This is a genomic window from [Zimmermannella] alba NBRC 15616 (assembly GCF_001570905.1).
Classification (GTDB): domain Bacteria; phylum Actinomycetota; class Actinomycetes; order Actinomycetales; family Microbacteriaceae; genus Pseudoclavibacter; species Pseudoclavibacter albus.
In genome coordinates this window covers 98,926-115,247 of record NZ_BCSO01000006.1, presented here as the reverse complement: position 1 = coordinate 115,247, position 16,322 = coordinate 98,926, and the positions used below count along the sequence as shown (strand labels likewise).

The 16,322-nt window shown below is 66.8% G+C and carries 15 protein-coding genes; 12 read left to right on the top strand and 3 right to left on the bottom strand.

Translation table 11 applies throughout. From position 1 onward, the window contains the following. Positions 1-2,569 (bottom strand): MobF family relaxase (gene mobF, locus ZAL01S_RS05860; RefSeq protein ID WP_066081128.1); only part of this gene is annotated, 2,569 nt, incomplete at its 3' end. Positions 2,570-3,197: 628 nt separating this feature from the next. On the opposite strand from mobF, the gene ZAL01S_RS05855 reads away from it, so the two are divergent. After that, positions 3,198-4,418: an MFS transporter gene (locus ZAL01S_RS05855; protein WP_244875347.1), complete on the top strand. Its 1,221-nt coding sequence runs from the start codon at positions 3,198-3,200 to the stop codon at positions 4,416-4,418. Between the two features lie 417 nt (positions 4,419-4,835). Here the strand turns inward: ZAL01S_RS05855 and ZAL01S_RS05850 are convergent, their stop codons facing one another. Further along, positions 4,836-5,666, bottom strand: coding sequence for a helix-turn-helix transcriptional regulator (locus tag ZAL01S_RS05850; protein ID WP_306301593.1), 831 nt, complete (start codon positions 5,664-5,666; stop codon positions 4,836-4,838). 153 nt (positions 5,667-5,819) lie between these two features. On the opposite strand from ZAL01S_RS05850, the gene ZAL01S_RS09775 reads away from it, so the two are divergent. The 4 genes from ZAL01S_RS09775 (at position 5,820) to ZAL01S_RS05835 (ending at position 8,736) form a co-directional block, all read left to right on the top strand. Then, a complete protein-coding gene (locus tag ZAL01S_RS09775; protein ID WP_083523110.1) occupies positions 5,820-6,017 on the top strand; it encodes a zinc-binding dehydrogenase in 198 nt (65 codons plus the stop codon). A 110-nt stretch (positions 6,018-6,127) separates the two neighbouring features. Further along, positions 6,128-6,460, top strand: coding sequence for a helix-turn-helix domain-containing protein (locus tag ZAL01S_RS05845; protein ID WP_244875346.1), 333 nt, complete (start codon positions 6,128-6,130; stop codon positions 6,458-6,460). Between the two features lie 172 nt (positions 6,461-6,632). After that, positions 6,633-7,520, top strand: a complete 888-nt coding sequence (locus ZAL01S_RS05840; protein WP_083523109.1) for an NAD(P)-dependent oxidoreductase — start codon at positions 6,633-6,635, stop codon at positions 7,518-7,520. Continuing rightward, a complete protein-coding gene (locus ZAL01S_RS05835; protein ID WP_217995472.1) occupies positions 7,447-8,736 on the top strand; it encodes an MFS transporter in 1,290 nt (429 codons plus the stop codon). The genes ZAL01S_RS05840 and ZAL01S_RS05835 overlap by 74 nt, the downstream gene beginning before the upstream one ends. Here the strand turns inward: ZAL01S_RS05835 and ZAL01S_RS05830 are convergent. Continuing rightward, entirely contained in the window at positions 8,682-9,602 is a 921-nt protein-coding gene (locus ZAL01S_RS05830) for a LysR substrate-binding domain-containing protein (RefSeq protein ID WP_066081090.1), read from the bottom strand. The genes ZAL01S_RS05835 and ZAL01S_RS05830 overlap by 55 nt on opposite strands. A 79-nt stretch (positions 9,603-9,681) precedes the next feature. Here ZAL01S_RS05830 and ZAL01S_RS05825 point away from each other — a divergent pair, with 79 nt between their 5' ends. The 7 genes from ZAL01S_RS05825 (at position 9,682) to ZAL01S_RS05795 (ending at position 16,149) form a co-directional block, all read left to right on the top strand. Then, positions 9,682-10,599 carry an EamA family transporter gene (locus tag ZAL01S_RS05825; RefSeq protein WP_066081125.1) on the top strand — a complete coding sequence of 306 codons (918 nt, stop codon included), beginning with the start codon at positions 9,682-9,684 and terminating at the stop codon, positions 10,597-10,599. Beyond that, complete coding sequence (locus ZAL01S_RS05820; RefSeq protein ID WP_066081087.1) at positions 10,596-11,264, top strand: NAD(P)-dependent oxidoreductase; 669 nt, start codon at positions 10,596-10,598, stop codon at positions 11,262-11,264. Before ZAL01S_RS05825 ends, ZAL01S_RS05820 begins: the two co-directional genes overlap by 4 nt. Next, positions 11,261-12,652, top strand: coding sequence for an MFS transporter (locus ZAL01S_RS05815; RefSeq protein WP_066081084.1), 1,392 nt, complete (start codon positions 11,261-11,263; stop codon positions 12,650-12,652). Before ZAL01S_RS05820 ends, ZAL01S_RS05815 begins: the two co-directional genes overlap by 4 nt. A gap of 67 nt (positions 12,653-12,719) precedes the next feature. Then, on the top strand, positions 12,720-13,082 hold the full coding sequence (locus ZAL01S_RS05810) for a helix-turn-helix transcriptional regulator (protein ID WP_306301592.1): 363 nt from the start codon (positions 12,720-12,722) through the stop codon (positions 13,080-13,082). 231 nt (positions 13,083-13,313) lie between these two features. Further along, positions 13,314-14,399: an ArdC-like ssDNA-binding domain-containing protein gene (locus tag ZAL01S_RS05805; RefSeq protein WP_066081077.1), complete on the top strand. Its 1,086-nt coding sequence runs from the start codon at positions 13,314-13,316 to the stop codon at positions 14,397-14,399. Continuing rightward, positions 14,396-15,316: a bifunctional DNA primase/polymerase gene (locus tag ZAL01S_RS05800; protein WP_066081074.1), complete on the top strand. Its 921-nt coding sequence runs from the start codon at positions 14,396-14,398 to the stop codon at positions 15,314-15,316. The genes ZAL01S_RS05805 and ZAL01S_RS05800 overlap by 4 nt, the downstream gene beginning before the upstream one ends. Positions 15,317-15,333: 17 nt before the next feature. Further along, positions 15,334-16,149 (top strand): DUF2637 domain-containing protein, encoded by an 816-nt coding sequence (locus tag ZAL01S_RS05795; protein ID WP_066081071.1) that lies wholly within the window; start codon positions 15,334-15,336, stop codon positions 16,147-16,149. Positions 16,150-16,322 lie beyond the last annotated feature (173 nt).

Here is a 16,322-nt window from a genome sequence, read left to right as displayed (position 1 = left end):
TGCCTTGGGCGCGGTGGGCGGTGACGGCGTAGCCGAGGTCGACGTGCTCGGCCACGTAGTCTGCGGGAACGACGATGCTGTTGCCGAACCGGGTCCCGGGTGGGCGGATCGTGATGGACCCGTCGTCACGTACGGCGGTGATGGTCCAGGTTTGGCCGTTGCGGACCCAGCCGTGCCGGTTCCGCAGCCGCCGGTCGTTGCGGCGGGTGATGATCGTGTCCCCCACACCTGCTGCCGATCCGTCGGACAGGGTGATTTCGGGGCCGGGCTTCAACGTGCCGTCAAGGATGAGGTCGGCGCGGGCTCGGATGTTGAGGGCGGTGACGTTCTCGCGGGTTTCGGCGATCAGCACCGACGCCAATCCCGCCTGGCGGTCGTGGCGCCAGGCGGTGTAGGCGGCATCGGTTATGGCCTCGGCGTCACCATCATGGATGCGATGGTGGTCGAGGTAGGTGTCGATGACCGGGGTGCGGCCGTGCCGCAGTTCCAGGGATGCGGTCTTCTCCCAGTCGTGGGTGAAGCGGTGGACATCGACCAGTTCGGGGGCATCGTGGCGGTCGTGGATCAACAGGCTGAACGCGCCGCCGGCGTCGACGGACTGGAGCTGGGCGTAGTCGCCGATCAGCAGCACCTTGGCCCCCGCTTCCTCGGCTGCCTGCGTGATCCGGTCCAAGGAGAGGGTGCCGGCGAGGGAGGCTTCGTCGATGATGACCAATTGACCGGGCTGGAAGGTGGCGCCGGTGTGTTGGTGGGTGGTCCACCACTTCGCCGTGTTTTCCGTCTGAATGCCCAGATCGTCGGCCAGCACCTGCGCCGCCACCGCCGACGGGGCCAACCCCACCACCGACCCAGCACCATGCTCAGTTTCCCACGCCCGGCGGAGTGCGTTCATCGCGGTCGTCTTGCCAGCCCCCGCCGGCCCCACCAACACATCCACCACCCGGCCCGACACCGCGACCGAGGCCAAGGCTGCGGCCTGGTCGGGACCGAGCATCCGACCCTCGGCATCGGGCTTGCTCGTGATCGTTTCGACGGTGGCGAGGTCGATACTCGGGCCAGTCGTGGCACGGGCCCGGGTGAGAAGACGGTCCTCAGCCGAGAGCAGGGTGTCGGAGGAGAACACGGTCGAGTGCTTCGGACGGAACACGCTGGTGCCGTCCAGGCGGCGGAACTCCACCGGGCTCGTGGTCAGCTCGGGTGGGGTCAGGCGCAGGGAGGCCTGTTCGGCGGCGTCGGCGATCATGGCGGTGATGGCTTCGCGGTCCTCGTCGGTGGCGAATCGCCACCCCATCGTTTGGCGGGCGGCTTCGGCCATCAGGTTCCAGCGCCGCCACGTCGAGCGCTTCTCACCGACCACCTCGACCACCGACCGGCCCACCTGTCCGATCAGATCCAACGGCACATCATCAGCCCGCAACAGCAGCTGCTGCTCCCCGGCAGTGACGGTGCGCGCCCACACCGTCGCATCACTGCCCAAGAGTCTGCTGGCGCGGGTGCGCCACTCGGCTGTCAGCTCCGCCAACGAGCGGACCTGCTTCTCTGGGCGGGTCGCGAGTGTGGCTTGGGCGCGCAACCGGATCACGGTGGCATCTGATGGCTGCTGTCCGTGGGTGGCCACGTACTCGGCTACCAGCCGGTCTTTCTCCACCTCGATATGCCGCGCCCGGGTGGAGAACGCCGCCACCAGTTCCTCGGGGATGTCGGTGATCGCCCAGGATGGGTTCCGGTCCTGTCCCATCTCCCGCGGCTCCCAGCTCACGCCGAAGGTGCGGGTCATGTGGTCGGCGAACACGGCCTCGTGCAGCTCGGACAACGCGACAACCGCGGCATGCATCGGCCGCCCATCCAGACTCCGCCACTTCCCATCCAAGACCGTTTGGGCCTTGTTGCTGATCACCACATGCGTATGCAAGTGCGGGTCCCCGGCGCGGGAATCGAAGTGATCAAACGCGGTCGCGATGAGCCCGGTGACGTCGACTTGTGCAACCGCGCCATCCCCAGCGGTTGCACCGGCGCGGGTGGCTGCAACCTCGCGCTCCATGAACGCAACCACCGCCGCAACCGCCTCATGATGGGCTTGCGCAATCAACGCCTGCGTCCCCGCGTCTGCAACCGCCCACAACACCGACGCCGACTTCGGGACACTGAACGTGAAATCAAACCCCGCCACCGCACGCCGCGACCCCCGCGCAGCCTCCTCCGCCTCAATCTGCGCAACGGAGCGTTCCCGCTCCCCAGAGCCGAGCGACGGGTCCAGCTGCTCGACACGGTCCGCGACCCGCTCCGCCGTCGAGCTGTACACCGGATACGCCCGCCCCAGCGGGTCACCCGTGATCGGGTCCCGCCCCATACCGACCAGAAGCTGAAGCTGCGCCTCCGACACTTGGGCGCCAGGGGTGAGTTCACCGTGGCCCCGAGCGGTCACGCCGGAGCCGAGCCAGCGTCCGGGTGGGGTGCCTGCCTCGGCGTAGTAGCGGGTCAACGGAGTCGATAGCGACCGGTCACCATCGCCAGCCGCCACGGTGCGCAGCAGGTACTTGTAGCCGTCACCGGCCGACATCACGCGCATCGACACCGTCACCCAAACCACCCCTCACCTGTTCGTCACACAGGTGAGCCGGCGCCCTCCCAACCTCGATCTGCAAGACGCGTGATAGCTCGGAGTGACGGTGTCAGAGCGGGCCGATGAGCTCTGGGCACATCGATGGCGGGCCGACGCTTCGCCGTTTAGGGCACAACCGAAGCGGGCCGCGACGACTGAGGGGCGAATGTGACGGAAACGATGCGCCCTGCACGCTGCGACACAACTCTTCGCGCGATTCGAGACGAGGCGTCAGTTGCCATCAGGGCGATGAGACAGGAGCTGAGCCACTGTTGGTCATTGACCGACCTCGCTTCGTTGGCCCGCCCGTCTCGGTCTCGCTTGAGCCAGCCGTTCCAGGCAGCACATGGAACAAGCCCGATCATGTGACCGATCATCTAGAGGGTCCGGGAAGTGGCTCGGCCTACCACTGCGAAGCAGTTCGAGATGTCACCCAACCGCGCAGCAGTCCCGTCCTGGCCCTGTCGGGGGTAGGCAACTGGGGGTTCTGGCTACCTCGGTTCGAGGCAAGCAGCATGGACGCATGACCACACCTCGCCCTCGCAGGTCGAGCCATCAGCCCCAGCCACTCCCTCAAGCTGATCGGACGATGCCCGTGGAAGTTGCCCGCGAACTGCCGCGCCGGACGCCGGCGCTTGCTCTGCTCGCATTGAGCACGGGCGGGTTTGGGATCGGGCTGACCGAGTTCATCATTGCGGGATTGCTCACCGAGGTCGGCAGTGACCTCCACGTGAGCATCTCTGCGGCAGGACATCTCGTGGGTGCCTATGCCTTGGCCGTCGTACCCGGGGCCCTCATCATCACTCCAATGCTCATGCGTCGAACCCCGAAGCTCGGACTGGTGATCCTCCTGGGCTTCTTCGTGGTCGGGAGCGTCCTGTCTGCCTGGTCGCCGAACTATGCGGTCATGCTGGCCGGCCGTATCATCTCCGCGCTCGCGCACGGTGGCTACTTTGGTATCGGCGCGATGCTGGCCTCATCCCTGGTTTCGGAAGGCAAACGTGCTTCAGCGGTAGCGGCACTGTTCGCGGGTCTCACGATCGCGAACGTGCTGGGTGTGCCCATGGGTGCCTGGGTGGGGCAACATTTGGGCTGGCGTGCGGTGTTCTGGATCATTTCCGCTGTCGGCCTGCTCGCCCTTGCCGGTGTCATCGCACTGGTGCCCACGACCGACCCGGAACGCGACCAACTGCCGCTGAGGTCCCAGTTCCAATCCTTGGCCCGCCCGCAGGTCCTCGGAGCACTGGCCACGACCGCTCTGGTGTTCGGCGGGATGTTCGGGGTCTTCACCTACATCGAGCCTCTACTGCGCCAGGTCACCGGCTACCCAGCCGAAGCCATCCCCTGGCTGCTCGTGGTCTTCGGGATCGGGCTGTTCACCGGGAACATCGTGGGAGGCAAAGCCGCTGACCATGACCCCGACAAGGCCGTCATTGTCCTGGCCATCCTGCTTCCGGTGGTGATTCTTGGACTGGGCGCGGTTGCTGCTCTACCCGTGCCGGTGGGCATCGGCCTGTTCCTGCTCGGCTTGGTCGGTTTCGCTACCGTGCCGGGGCTGCAGGCGCGGGTCATGAGGCACGCCCGAGGGGCTGCCACCCTCGCCTCTGCCACGAACATCGCCGCTTTCAACCTTGGCAACACCATCGGCGTCAGCATCGCCGGTGCCGCGATCGGCGCCGGGTGGGGTCTGCGGAGTCCCACCGTCACCGGCGCTGCGCTCACCCTCGCCGGGCTTGTCATCGTCGTCTTCACTCGACGCTCATCCGCACGGCCGTCGTTCGATTCGAGCACCGCCACCACTACCGACTGCCCCTAACGTGCCACCTCTGGCAAGGGAGACCATCGTGGAGTCGAACGCGCGAGATCACGTCGTCATCGTCACTAGCACAACGAGCGGATGCCCGATCTGACCATGGCCGCCTACGCGGCATGAGAGGCAGCGCTGCTCACGTGTCGAAGTCGCTGGCGATCGAGCTCGGCCCGCTCGGGATCCGCTCGAACGTCGTTTCGGCCCGTTCGATGCCCTGGGCGGTTCGCAGACCAGCTGGCCACCCGGTTCAACACCGACCCGGATACAGCAGTCGAGCGCTTCATCCGCGAGGAACGCCTCCTGCCCTTCGGCAAGATCGGGCATCCCGACGATGTCGCGAGAACGGTCACCTGCCTCCGGTCACCGGCGCAGAGTGGACCGTCGACGGCGGCGCGCTGAGGCAGCTCTGAGAAGGTAGGGCGTCTACGCGGAGAGCAACAGCCGCAGTGCCGCAGACGAGGTGCTCCCGGGTTCGGCAGTGTGGGTCAGGATTCTCTGCCCGTTGCCCTCGGGGAGATGGAGTACCTCGTAGCCGAGTTCCATCTCGCCGACTTCCGGGTGGCGCAGCCTCTTGGTCCCGCTTGTGCACAGGCGTACGTCATGACCGGCCCACAGGCGTGCGAACTCGGGGCTGTTCATGCTCAGCTCGCCCACGAGCGCCGCCAGTGTCTGGTCATGGGCGAACTGGGCGGCCACGTAGCGCATCGACGAGACCGCCAAGGCGGCTTCCTCCTCCCAATCGACGTACAGGTCACGCGTGTGCTCGTCCAGAAACAGCAGCTTCAGCTGGTTGGGTCGATCAGCCACGCGCGAGGGCGCCTCACCGTCCAGATGGCCAGCGAGAAGCAGGTGGCCAGCACGGTTCCACGCGAGGAGGTCATTGAAGCGCCCCAAGAGCACGGCCGGCACGTCGCCCATGGCGTGCATGAGCCGCTCGGCACCAGCCTTGGCGATCTCAGGCGCTGACTCGCGCATATGCTCCTTGGGTGCAGGATGGGCCAACGCGTACAGGTGGGCACGTTCGTCCGAATCCAGCTGGAGGGCACGGGCGAGAGCATCGATGATCGCGTCAGAAGCGTTCTGGGACTGTCCCTGCTCCAGCCGAGTCAAGTACGTCACGGAGACACCAGCAAGCTGGGCCAGCTCCTCACGACGCAGTCCAGGCACCCGACGGCGTCCGTAACTGTTGATGCCTGCGGCTTCGGGAGTGATGCGGTCACGGCGGGAACGCAGGAACTCTCCCAGCTCGGTCACTGGGCCGTCGGTGTCCACAGAAAACGAGGCGACCATGCACCAACTATCGCAGTGATCATGCTTCGATGCCTGACCCTATGAGTGCTAGGCAACGACAGCGCAGGCTAGACAAGGCTCTGGCTACCGCCCGAGAATGCCGAGAGCGTTGGGCGCATGAGCAACCTTGACATCACATCAGGCACCAACCAGCTTCTGCCCTCAAGCCGACAGCCACAGAAGCTGTCCTCACTGGTGACAGTCAGTGCGCTCAGGCTACGAGTCGCCTACCACTACCCCCTGTCAGACATCCAGAACGCACACCGAACCGTCGAGGCCGGCGGGCTGGACGGCAAAGTCGTCATCTCCGTCTGAGCAGCCCACGATCCATGACCCTCCACCCGTGCCACCAGCGGCACCTCCAGATGGAGCTCGCAGGCAGTCAAGCAGGTAGGTCACGCGCGGAGGTAGCTACCCTGCTGACGGTGACGCAGGCTGACTTGGCACACCCGTGGTCACTGGCGGAGTTGGCCGCCATCGCGCATCTGTCACCGTCGCGGCTGCGACAGTTATTCGTCGAGATCTTCGGGATGCCGCCGATCGCGTGGCTGACCCTTCAACGGGTGCGAGCGATGGCCCGAACCATCAGCACCACAGACGCAACCATCCGACAGGCAGCAGCCGAGGTCGGCTGGAGAAACCAGGCTCACGCAGCGAAGCAGTTCCGCAAGCTCACAGGGAGGTCACCGACCGAGTATCGGGCTGCGTACCGCGATCGAGGCGTGCGGGCGTGCCCGTGGTGCGGTCATGTCTGTTAGCGCAGTGCTGGCAGCTGTATTCATGTCGGCGGCTCATGGCTGTGATGAGAAAGATGTATTGGACTCACGGGTTGGGTAGCAGCAGGGTTGTCTGTGACGGGCGCGGTGTCATGCAGCTATCGGCTGGCGGAGCGTGCCTGATTACTCGTTCGTCGGGCGAAGGGTTGTACGCATGGATGTCACGGTGGTGGGTACTGGCGCGATGGGGGCGCCGATCGCGTCGCACTTGATTGAGGCTGGCTACGACGTGGGGGTGTGGAACCGGAATCTGGCCCGGTCGGAGCGACTGCTGGGCTTGGGCGCGTCTGCCGCTCCAGGTCCTGAGGGAGGATTTGGGTCTGCGCTGGTGTTATCGGTGTTGCCTGATGACGCTGCGGTACGTGAAGTCTTCGTGGAGTCATCGGCCCTGTCTGCGATGCAGCCGGGCTCGGTGCATGTGAATCTGGCGACGATCAGCCCGTCACTTGCCGCAGAGGCAGCACGGTTGCATAACGCGGCAGGCTTGGAGTACGTGGCGGCACCCATGTTCGGTGGGGTTCCGGTGGCCGAGGCTGGGCGGCTGAACGTGGTCATTGCCGGGCGTGTTGAGGCAGTGGAGCTCGCGCGTCCCTACTTGAGAGAGTTCAGTGCGGCGCTGTGGCCGGTGGGTGATGATCCTGCGCAGGCGACCGTACTCAAGGTGGCGGGCCAGGTTCTGATTGCTTCGGCGATTCAGGCGATGGCAGAGGCCGTGAGCATCGTTGAGCGCTCTGGTGGCGATGCCCACCGGGCGATTGAGGTGCTGACCTCGACGATTACTCCTGGTCCTGTGTATTCGATGTACGGGGCCCTGATCGCGGATGCTTGCTATGAGCCCGCCCGTTTCACCCCGATTCTGGGACGCAAGGACGTTGACCTGGCACGGCATCTGGCAGATGCTGTGGGGCTTCGTCTCCCGCTGGGTGATTTGCTGTCTGAGTTGTTGAGCGAGGCTATTGCGTCCGGCCATGCGGCGCGGGATTGGGCTGTGCTGGCTGACATGCAGCGTCGACGCGCGGGCGCCGGATGTCACGATGAGTAGGAGCTCGGTTGGCTCCCATGGTCGTCTGCCGTGGGCGGCGCTTCTGGCGCTTTCGGCGTCGGGGTTCCTCGCGATCTTCACTGAGACTATTCCGGCGGGTCTGCTGCCAGATCTAGCTCGTGGGCTGGGCGTGTCTGAGTCTGCTGCTGGCCAGTTGGTGACGGCGTATGCCATGGGGGCGGTCGTCGCGGCCATTCCCCTGGTCGCGTGGACGCAGCAGGTGAGCCGCAAGAAGGTGTTGCTTGTTGCGGTGGGGACGCTGGGGGCGTTCAACTTGGTGACGGCAGTCGCGCCGTGGTTCCCTGCGATCCTCGCGGCTCGGTTTGTGGCCGGTGCCTCGGCTGCGCTGGTGTGGGGTGTGCTTGCTGGGTATGCGCGTGGGCTTGTGTCTCCGGACTTGCAGGGTCGGGCGTTGGCGGTCACGGGTCTCGGGCAGCCGATTGCCTTGGCTGGCGGGGTTCCGCTGGGTTCGTTCGCGGCATCGGTCATGGATTGGCAGTGGGTGTTTGTAGCGATCTCGATCATTTCCGCGGGGCTCGCGGTGTGGATCGTGGCCGTCGTCCCTGACGTCCCGGGGACCGCTCTGCGACGACGGGCCCCGCTGAGGAAGGTGGTCAGGCTGCCCGGGGTGCGCGTTGTGCTCGGCGTGACCGGTTGTTGGATTCTCGCCCACAACATGCTCTACACCTACGTCGCTCCCCTGCTGAACCAGACGGGGTTGCGTCTTGATGTGGGCCTTGCTGTGTTCGGGGTGGCATCGATGGTGGGGATCGGCCTGGTCGGCGTGGTGATTGACCGGGCGCTCCGCCTGGTCACTTTGGCGTGCATCGCCACGATGGGTGTCACTACGGCCGGATGGGTCGCTCCTGAGGCGGGGGTGGTGCTGGCTGTAGTGCTCGTGGTCGCGTGGGGGCTGGGCTTCGGTGGTGCTCCGGTCCTGCTACAGACAGCTCTTGCTGATCGCGCAGGTGCGCACACCGACGCGGCACAGTCCGTGTTCGTCACCGTGTTCAACTTGGCGGTCGCCGGTGGCGGCTTCGTGGGCGGGCTCATCCTCTCGGCAGCGGGGCCGGTCGGGATTGCCACGTCATCGGCGGGGCTCTGTGTCGTAGCCGTAGTGGCCGTGAGCATTGCGCGGTGGGCGTTTCCGCCGGGTAGACGTCACGATGGCGACTCGCCAGTTGGGACCGCGGAGTGCTCGGCGCACTGTGATTGATGGAGGGTGACGGCGTCGAGGAACGCGGTGGTGGCGGGGCTGGGGTTGAAGTCGTTCCAGGCGAGGTATTCCACTCGCCGTGGCGCGTCCTTCACGGTGATGGCTGCCAGCGTGTGGTCTGCGGGGACGACGTGGGCGGACAGGAGAGCGGCTGCCAGTCCGTTGCGGATGAGTCCGAGGATGAGGTCGATGGTCATCGCTTCGAACGCCACCTCGCGTTGCAGGCCGGCCGCGCTGAATGCGAGGTCGGCTTGGGCGCGGCCGGCGGTTCCGCTGGGGAAGTCTACGAACCGTTCGTGGGTGAGGTCCTCCAGGGTCACGTGCGTGCTCGATGCCAGTGGGTGTGCCGCTGGCAGTACCGCGACTAGGGATTCTCTCGAGAGCTCCTTGGTGGTGACCCCGTGCGGGGGTGTGCATTCGGCCAGTCCGAGGAAGGCGACGTCGAGGCGGCCGGAGCGGATGTCGCCCACGAACTGCTCACTGCCTCCGGTGCGCAGCGCGATGCGAACTGCCGGGTGTTGGGCGTGAAATGACGCGAGCAGGTGCGGCACGTCGATGGCTGTGACGGTGGGGATCACTCCGATGGTCAGTGTGCCGCGGATCTGGCCGGTGGCTGCGGCGGCGTCGGTGACGGCACGCTCGGCAGCGGCCAGGCTTTGCCGTGCCGCCTGGACGAAGGCCTCCCCCGCCGGGGTGAGTTCCACGCGGCGTGAGGTGCGCGCAAACAGCTGGATCCCGATGTCCTGTTCGAGCGCCTTGATCTGGTGGCTGAGCGCGGACTGGACCACGTAGCAGCGCTCGGCGGCGCGGGTGAAACTCCGCTCCTCGGCGACTGCCACGGCATAGCGCATCTGCTGCAACTCCATCCTTCCATGATCCCTGTGCATGCCAGGAATGACAAACATGTGTTGGACTCATGGACTTGCTGGCGTGAGGGTGGATTACATGACCACCACGACGGCGCCTGGCACGGACGGCGCGACAACTTCTGCGGTGCGTGCCGGTTGGATTGCTGCCACGGCGCTTGCGCCGATGGTCTGGGGCACCACGTACATCGTGACCACGCACTTGCTCCCACCGGGGCATCCCTTGTTCGCCGCGCTGCTGCGCACCCTTCCGGCGGGGCTGATCGCCCTGGCGATTGCCCGACAGCTCCCCCGGGGCGACTGGTGGTGGAAGAGTCTGGTGCTCGGCGGACTGAATATGGGGGCGTTCTTCCCCTTGTTGTTCGTGGCAGCTCAGCGTCTGCCCGGTGGGGTCGCTGCCACCTTGGGCGCCGTGCAGCCGATCGTGATCGCGTTCCTCGCCGTCGTGGTCCTGCACGAGCAGCTCTCTGGTTGGCGGCTGCTGTGGGGCGTGGTCGGCATGGTGGGCGTGGGCCTCGTGGTCCTCGGACCGGAGGCCGCGCTGGACCCGCTCGGCGTGATGGCCGGCCTCGCGGGTGCCGTATCGATGGGGACCGGCGTCGTGCTCACCAAGAAGTGGGGACGCCCCGCGAACGTGAGCGCCGTCGGGATCGCGGGATGGCAACTCACCGGAGCCGGGCTGATCCTGCTGCTGCCCGCGCTGGTGATCGACGGCATCCCAACGGGCATCGACACCGCCGCGCTCGCCGGATACGCGTGGCTTGGCCTCGTCGGGGCGCTGCTGACGTACACGATCTGGTTCGCAGGCATCCGCCATCTGCCCGTCACGCCGACCGCCCTGCTCGGGCTGCTCTCACCCCTTACCGCTGCGGCATTGGGGGCGCTCATCGCGGGTGAAGCGCTCACCGCGATCCAGCTCGTCGGCTTCGCCACAGCACTGATCGCCCTGGCCTCGGGGCAACTTCCACCACCCATTCGACGAAAGGACAAGGCATGAAGATCGCCATATTCGGAGCCACGGGCATGGCAGGTTCTGCCATCACCGACGAAGCCGTCCGACGCGGCCACCAGGCCCTCGCCGCATCCCGCCACCCGCGCGAGGACGCCTCACCCCACGTCGAATCCCGAGCCGTCGACGTCGCAGACATCGACTCAGTAGCCGCTGCTCTGGGCGACGCCGACGCCGCCGTTGTCGCAGTCCGCCCCGCGCCGGGCCAGGAGGGCAGCCTGCCTGCCCTCACCCGGAACATGCTCGATGCCGCCCGGCTCCACGATGTTCGCGTGGTCGTGGTGGGCGGGTCGGCACCCCTGTGGTCCCCCACCATGCCGGGCCGTCGAGTCTTCGACGACCCCGCCTACATTCCAGCAGCGTGGCGCACCATCGCTCAGGCGAGCCTGGACCAGTTCACCGCTTGTCAACAGCATCCGCATGAGCGGTGGACGTACGTCAGCCCACCAGCACTCTTCGAACCGGGACCGCGAACCGGACGGTACGAACGAGGCACAGACACGCTCCTGGTGGACGAGCGGGGAACCTCTCGCATCAGTGCGGCGGACTTCGCGATCGCCATCATCGACGAACTGGAGGACCCCGGCGAAGACAACCACTTCACCGTGGCGACATTCGGTTCCGACAACGAGACGATGGAGAACCGCGCATGACGGCTACTGCTGAAGGTGTGTTTTCGCCCGCGCTGCGCTTGGTCACCATCGGCCTGCTGGTCTCGGTGGGCATCGTCGCTTTCGACGGGCTGGGCGTGACCACGGCCCTGCCTGCCATCGCCTCAGACCTGAGAGGGATGGCCACCTACGGGTGGGCGGTCTCGGCACTGATGCTTGCCAGTGTCGCGGGCACCGTGATCGCCGGCTTCCTCGCAGACCGGCACAACCCGCGCGGACCCTACCTGGCGGGCTTCGGGATCTTTACTGCAGGACTCGTGGTCTCCGGCCTCGCGACGGGTTGGGCGCCGTTTCTGCTCGGCCGTGTCATCCAAGGCTTCGGGGTGGGAGCCATCCTCAGCATGGCCTACGTGTTCATCGGCAGGGTGTACCCGCCGGAACTACAGTCACGTGCCCTCGCCCTACTGTCAGGAGCCTGGACCGTGCCCGCTCTGGTTGGGCCGCTTGCGGCCAGCGTGCTCACGGAAGTGGCCAGCTGGCGGGTCCTGTTTCTCGCATTGATCCCGATCGTGGGAGTCACCATGATCATGACCACGCGCGGACTGCCTGAGCTGGGCTCATCCATGGACGCACCTCCAACCGGTGTGCGTCAGCGTCTCGCCTACAGCGTGTTGCTGGCTGCCTCTGCTGCCGTGTTGTTGTTCGGGCTGGAACAGCGCGGAGGGGTCACGGGCGCGGGACTCACGGTCGTCGGGCTGGTGGGCATGTTCCTCGGACTACGTCACGTGCTGCCAGCAGGAACACTTCGATTGGCCCCAGGAATGCCGTCGGGGATCGCGACCCGCGCCGTGTTGTCGTTGGCGTTCTTCGGCATCGAGGTGTTCCTTCCCTTGGCCATGACCCAGATGCGAGGCGCGAGCCTGCTCTCAGCGGGTCTCACCCTGGCAGCAGGAGCCCTGGTATGGGTCGCAGGCTCAATGGTCCAGAGCCGTCGCGAACAGCGAGTGGGCAGCCACACCCGACGCGGCGACAGCATCATCGGATTGGTCACGTTGAGCCTGGGCATCGGGATCATTGCCGCGACGCTGTTCGTGACTGCCCTTCCCATCGGTGTCGCGACCTTGGGATGGGCGATCGGTGGCTTCGGCATGGGAATGGCGTACAACGCCACCACCGCCGAGACCTTCGCGCAGACCGAACCGGCAGCCATCGGAGCAATGAGCGGAACCATCCAGATGGCACAGACCCTTGCCACAGCCCTGATCGCAGGGATAGGCACAGCGATTCTTGCCGCAACACGCAGCGCCGACGGCAGTCCCGATGTTGGAGTTGCGGCCATTCTCACCCTCACCGGCGCGCTCGCCCTCGCCACGATTCCCGTCGCGCTCCGCATCAGCGCGCGCCACACTCGCCCGGCCAAGGCGACATGACTCCTACAAAGAGTTGCGGTGAGGAACCTTGGTCATCCCAGGACAGCACCCGTGCGACACGGTCATCGTGGTGGAGGCTGCCGTTCGCGCAGACATCTCCCACCGCTGGACCCTGTCTGAGCTCGCGGCGATCGCACACCTCTCGCCCTCGGGACTCGGGCAACTATTCTCCAAGGTCCACGGCGTCAGCCCCTTCACATGGCTCACCCACCAACGTGTCCGAGAGATGGCTCGCCTCCTGCGCGAGACCCATCAACCCATGAGCGACATCGCCCGAGCCGTCGGCTGGACCAATCAAGCCCATGCAGCGCAGCAGTTCCGCAAGCTCACCGGACGGAGCCCGACCGAGTACCGAAGCGAGGCCCGTGAGTCGGCTGTGGTGGTGTGTTTGTGGTGCGGGCAGCCGGTGGAGGATTCGCATGCGCCGTGACGGTGATATGACAGAACGTCACTGCGATCTGTGCTGATCTGCCGTGATTTCTGGACTCTTCCTGGCGGGGTTTGGTAGGTCCGGTATGACACGTCAGGTTCGCAGGAGTTCCTGGCGGTCACTGTAGGGGTTCCTTGTTGTCCGTCTTCTAGTGCTGGTGGTTCCGGCGTACCTGATGGTCACCGGGTCGGTTCTTCGACCCGGTGGGCAGGTTCGCGGAAGGAGACCGGCATGGCAACGTCGGGCAAGGATGCCCGGGCGGCGCGGGAGGCGAAGCTTGATGCGCTGCATGAGCGGCTGACGGGTGCGGTCGAGCAGCTGGTGTCGGGTGAGGATTGGGCCCGGGCGTTGGCGTTCGCGGCCCGGTTTCGGGCGCGGTCGTTCGCGAACACGATTCTGATCTTGACCCAGCATCGGGAGGCTTACGGGCTGGGGCTGGTGCCGGACCCGGTGCCGTCGCATGTGGCCGGGTATCGGCAGTGGCAGCAGTTGGGCCGTCAGGTCTCCAAGGGCCAGCCGGGGTATCAGATTCTGGCGCCGGTGACGGGACGTTTCGCGTCGGCGACCCCGCAGGATGCTGAGTCGTGGCGACGGCTGGGTAAGGGTGAGAAGCCGCGTGCGGGTGAGACGGTGCGCACGAAGATGGTCGGCGTCCGTCCCGCCTACGTCTGGGACGCCTCCCAGACCACCGGCGAGCCGATCCCTGAGCCGCCGGCGCCGCGGCTGTTGGAGGGGCAGGCTCCTGCCGGATTGTGGGAGGGCCTCGCCGCCCAGGTCCAGTCTGCCGGGTTTGGGCTGCGGCTGGTTGCGGATGCGTCGGAGATTTTCGGGGCGAACGGGCTGACGGATTACAGCAACCGGGTGGTGTCGGTGCGTGCGGATATGGACCCGGCTGCGCGGGTGAAGACCCTGGCTCACGAACTTGGACACGTCCTGTTGCATGGCCCGGATGCGGGTGAGGCGCGACAGCATCGCGGGATCGGTGAGGTGGAGGCCGAATCGGTGGCGTTGATGGTGGGTGCCGCGCATGGAATGGATACCTCCGGCTACACGGTCCCGTATGTCTCGACGTGGGCGGCCCGGGTGGAGGGCCAGGACCCGGTCGAGGTGGTCAAGACCACCGGGGAACGGGTGCGCAAGACCGCGCTGGGGATTTTGGAGCAGCTCGACACGGTTCAGGTCGGCAACGGCACCCCGCCCGGTCTGGAACGCGAGACCCCCGCTCGCGAACCCGCGACACGGCAGGCCCCTGCTGCGCCGGCGGTGTCGGAGCCGGTGGGGCGGGTGGTGTCGGGGCGTGAGGCGGTGGCGCTATGAGCCTGAACCTCTACCATCTCGCCAGTCTCGTGGCCCCTCGCCCAGATCGGCCGCTGGGGCGGGTGGCGGGTGATCTCGCATCGGCGGGTGTGCCGGTGTTTCCGTGCGTGCCCGGGCAGAAGCGCCCCCTCACGGCCCGGGGGTTCCACGACGCCACCACCGACCTCGCCCAGATCGAGCAATGGTGGACGCGGTGGCCCGACGCGAACCTGGGGCTGCCGACCGGGGCGGCGTCCGGTGTCGTGGTTGTGGATGTTGATGTCCGCGAGCACGTGGATGGCGGGGAGAGCATGCGCCGCGCCCTCGATGCGGGGCGGGCAGGTGTGCCGGTGTTCACGGTGGTCTCCCCCTCGGGTGGACGGCATGGCTACTACCCGGCCACACCGGGCGTGGTGCAACGGTCGTGGCAGGCTGCCCGGGCCGGTGTGGATTTCCGCGGGGATGGCGGCTACATCGTCATCCCACCCTCACACACCGCTGCCGGTTCGTATCGGTTGGCGACGGTCCGGCAGGGCGCGGCGGTCGGGATCGACAGTGACGCGCTGCGGGACTTCCTCGACCCCCGGCCCGCCCTGAAGCCGCGCGCTGCTGATCGCGGCATGGCTCAGAGCGAGCCTGGGGTGGTGGTGGCGCGGCTGGCTGCGTGGGTGGCGGGTTTGAGTGAGGGCGAGCGGAATCGGGGGTTGTTCTGGGCAGCCTGCCGGGCCGCGGAACACGACATCCCACCAGCCACCGCAGTGGAAGCACTCGGTGCGGCTGCCTCCGAGGCGGGGCTAGGTCCGCGGGAGATCGCGACCACCGTGCGGTCGGCCTACCGCACCACCCACCCCACAAGTTCCCCAGCATCCAGGACTGCTGCACCTGCGGAGGCGTCGCCGGTGCGGGTGCCGGTGGGCGCGGGTTGGGGGTTGGCGTGAGGGCGCGGCGGTGGGCGGTGCGGACGGCGGTCGCGGGGACGGTGTTCATCGCGATCGGGGCGTTCTGGCTGTCCTTCACCTCTCTGGCTGATCTCGCGGCCCGTTCGGGCATCGGGGCGGGTCAGGCGTGGGCGTGGCCGTTGATCGTTGACGGGATCATCGTGGTGGCCACCGTCGCGGTGGTTGCTCTGGCTGGGCAGAAGGCTGCTTGGTATCCCTGGGCTCTGTTGATCGGCGGTGCCGTCGTCTCGGTCACCGCGAACGCCCTGCACGCCATCGTCGCCGCCGACGCCGGCGTCCCGGCCTTGTTGGCGGCAGCGATCGCGGCGGTTCCGCCCGTGGTGTTGCTGGCGATCACCCACCTCACCGTCATCCTCACCCGCGCCACCAGCCCCGAGACGCAGACCGTGATCTGGCAAACCATCGCCCAACAGAACGACCAGCCCACACCAGCCCCAAGACCGGGCATCGAGGCAGAACTGCCACCGGCGGCACTCCTGCAGCACGAAGCCAGCGACACCGTCGGCCTTGGCGATGAACGACCGACCACACCGGAATCCGGTCCGTCTCTGATGAAGCACGTCGAGGAGAAGCCCGCGCCCGAGGCTTCGACTCCGACAGCTCCTGATGAGGAGACCGTTCGAGGCGTTCCCGAGACGGCTGGGGTGGGCCGGCGGGAACGGGCCGCCGGGCTGCGGAGTGAGGGGTGGTCGAACAAGCAGATTGCCGCCGAGCTGGGCGTGCATCCGTCCACGGTGGGCCGCTGGCTCACCTCCCCAACAACGAGGAGTTCTGAACCTGACACCAGCCCATCGATCAAGGAGGAATCATGAGCACCCACGAACACGAGCACGGCCCCGTGGCACCGCCGGTCCACGACGACTACGGCCCACCCGATCCCGAAGAACTCGCCCTGACCACCCCGGCACCCACGCCGAGAATCTCGACCAGGAGACGGTGTGTGAGCGAGGCGGTTTTGTCCCGCCGGAGGTTGCGCCAGCGGATC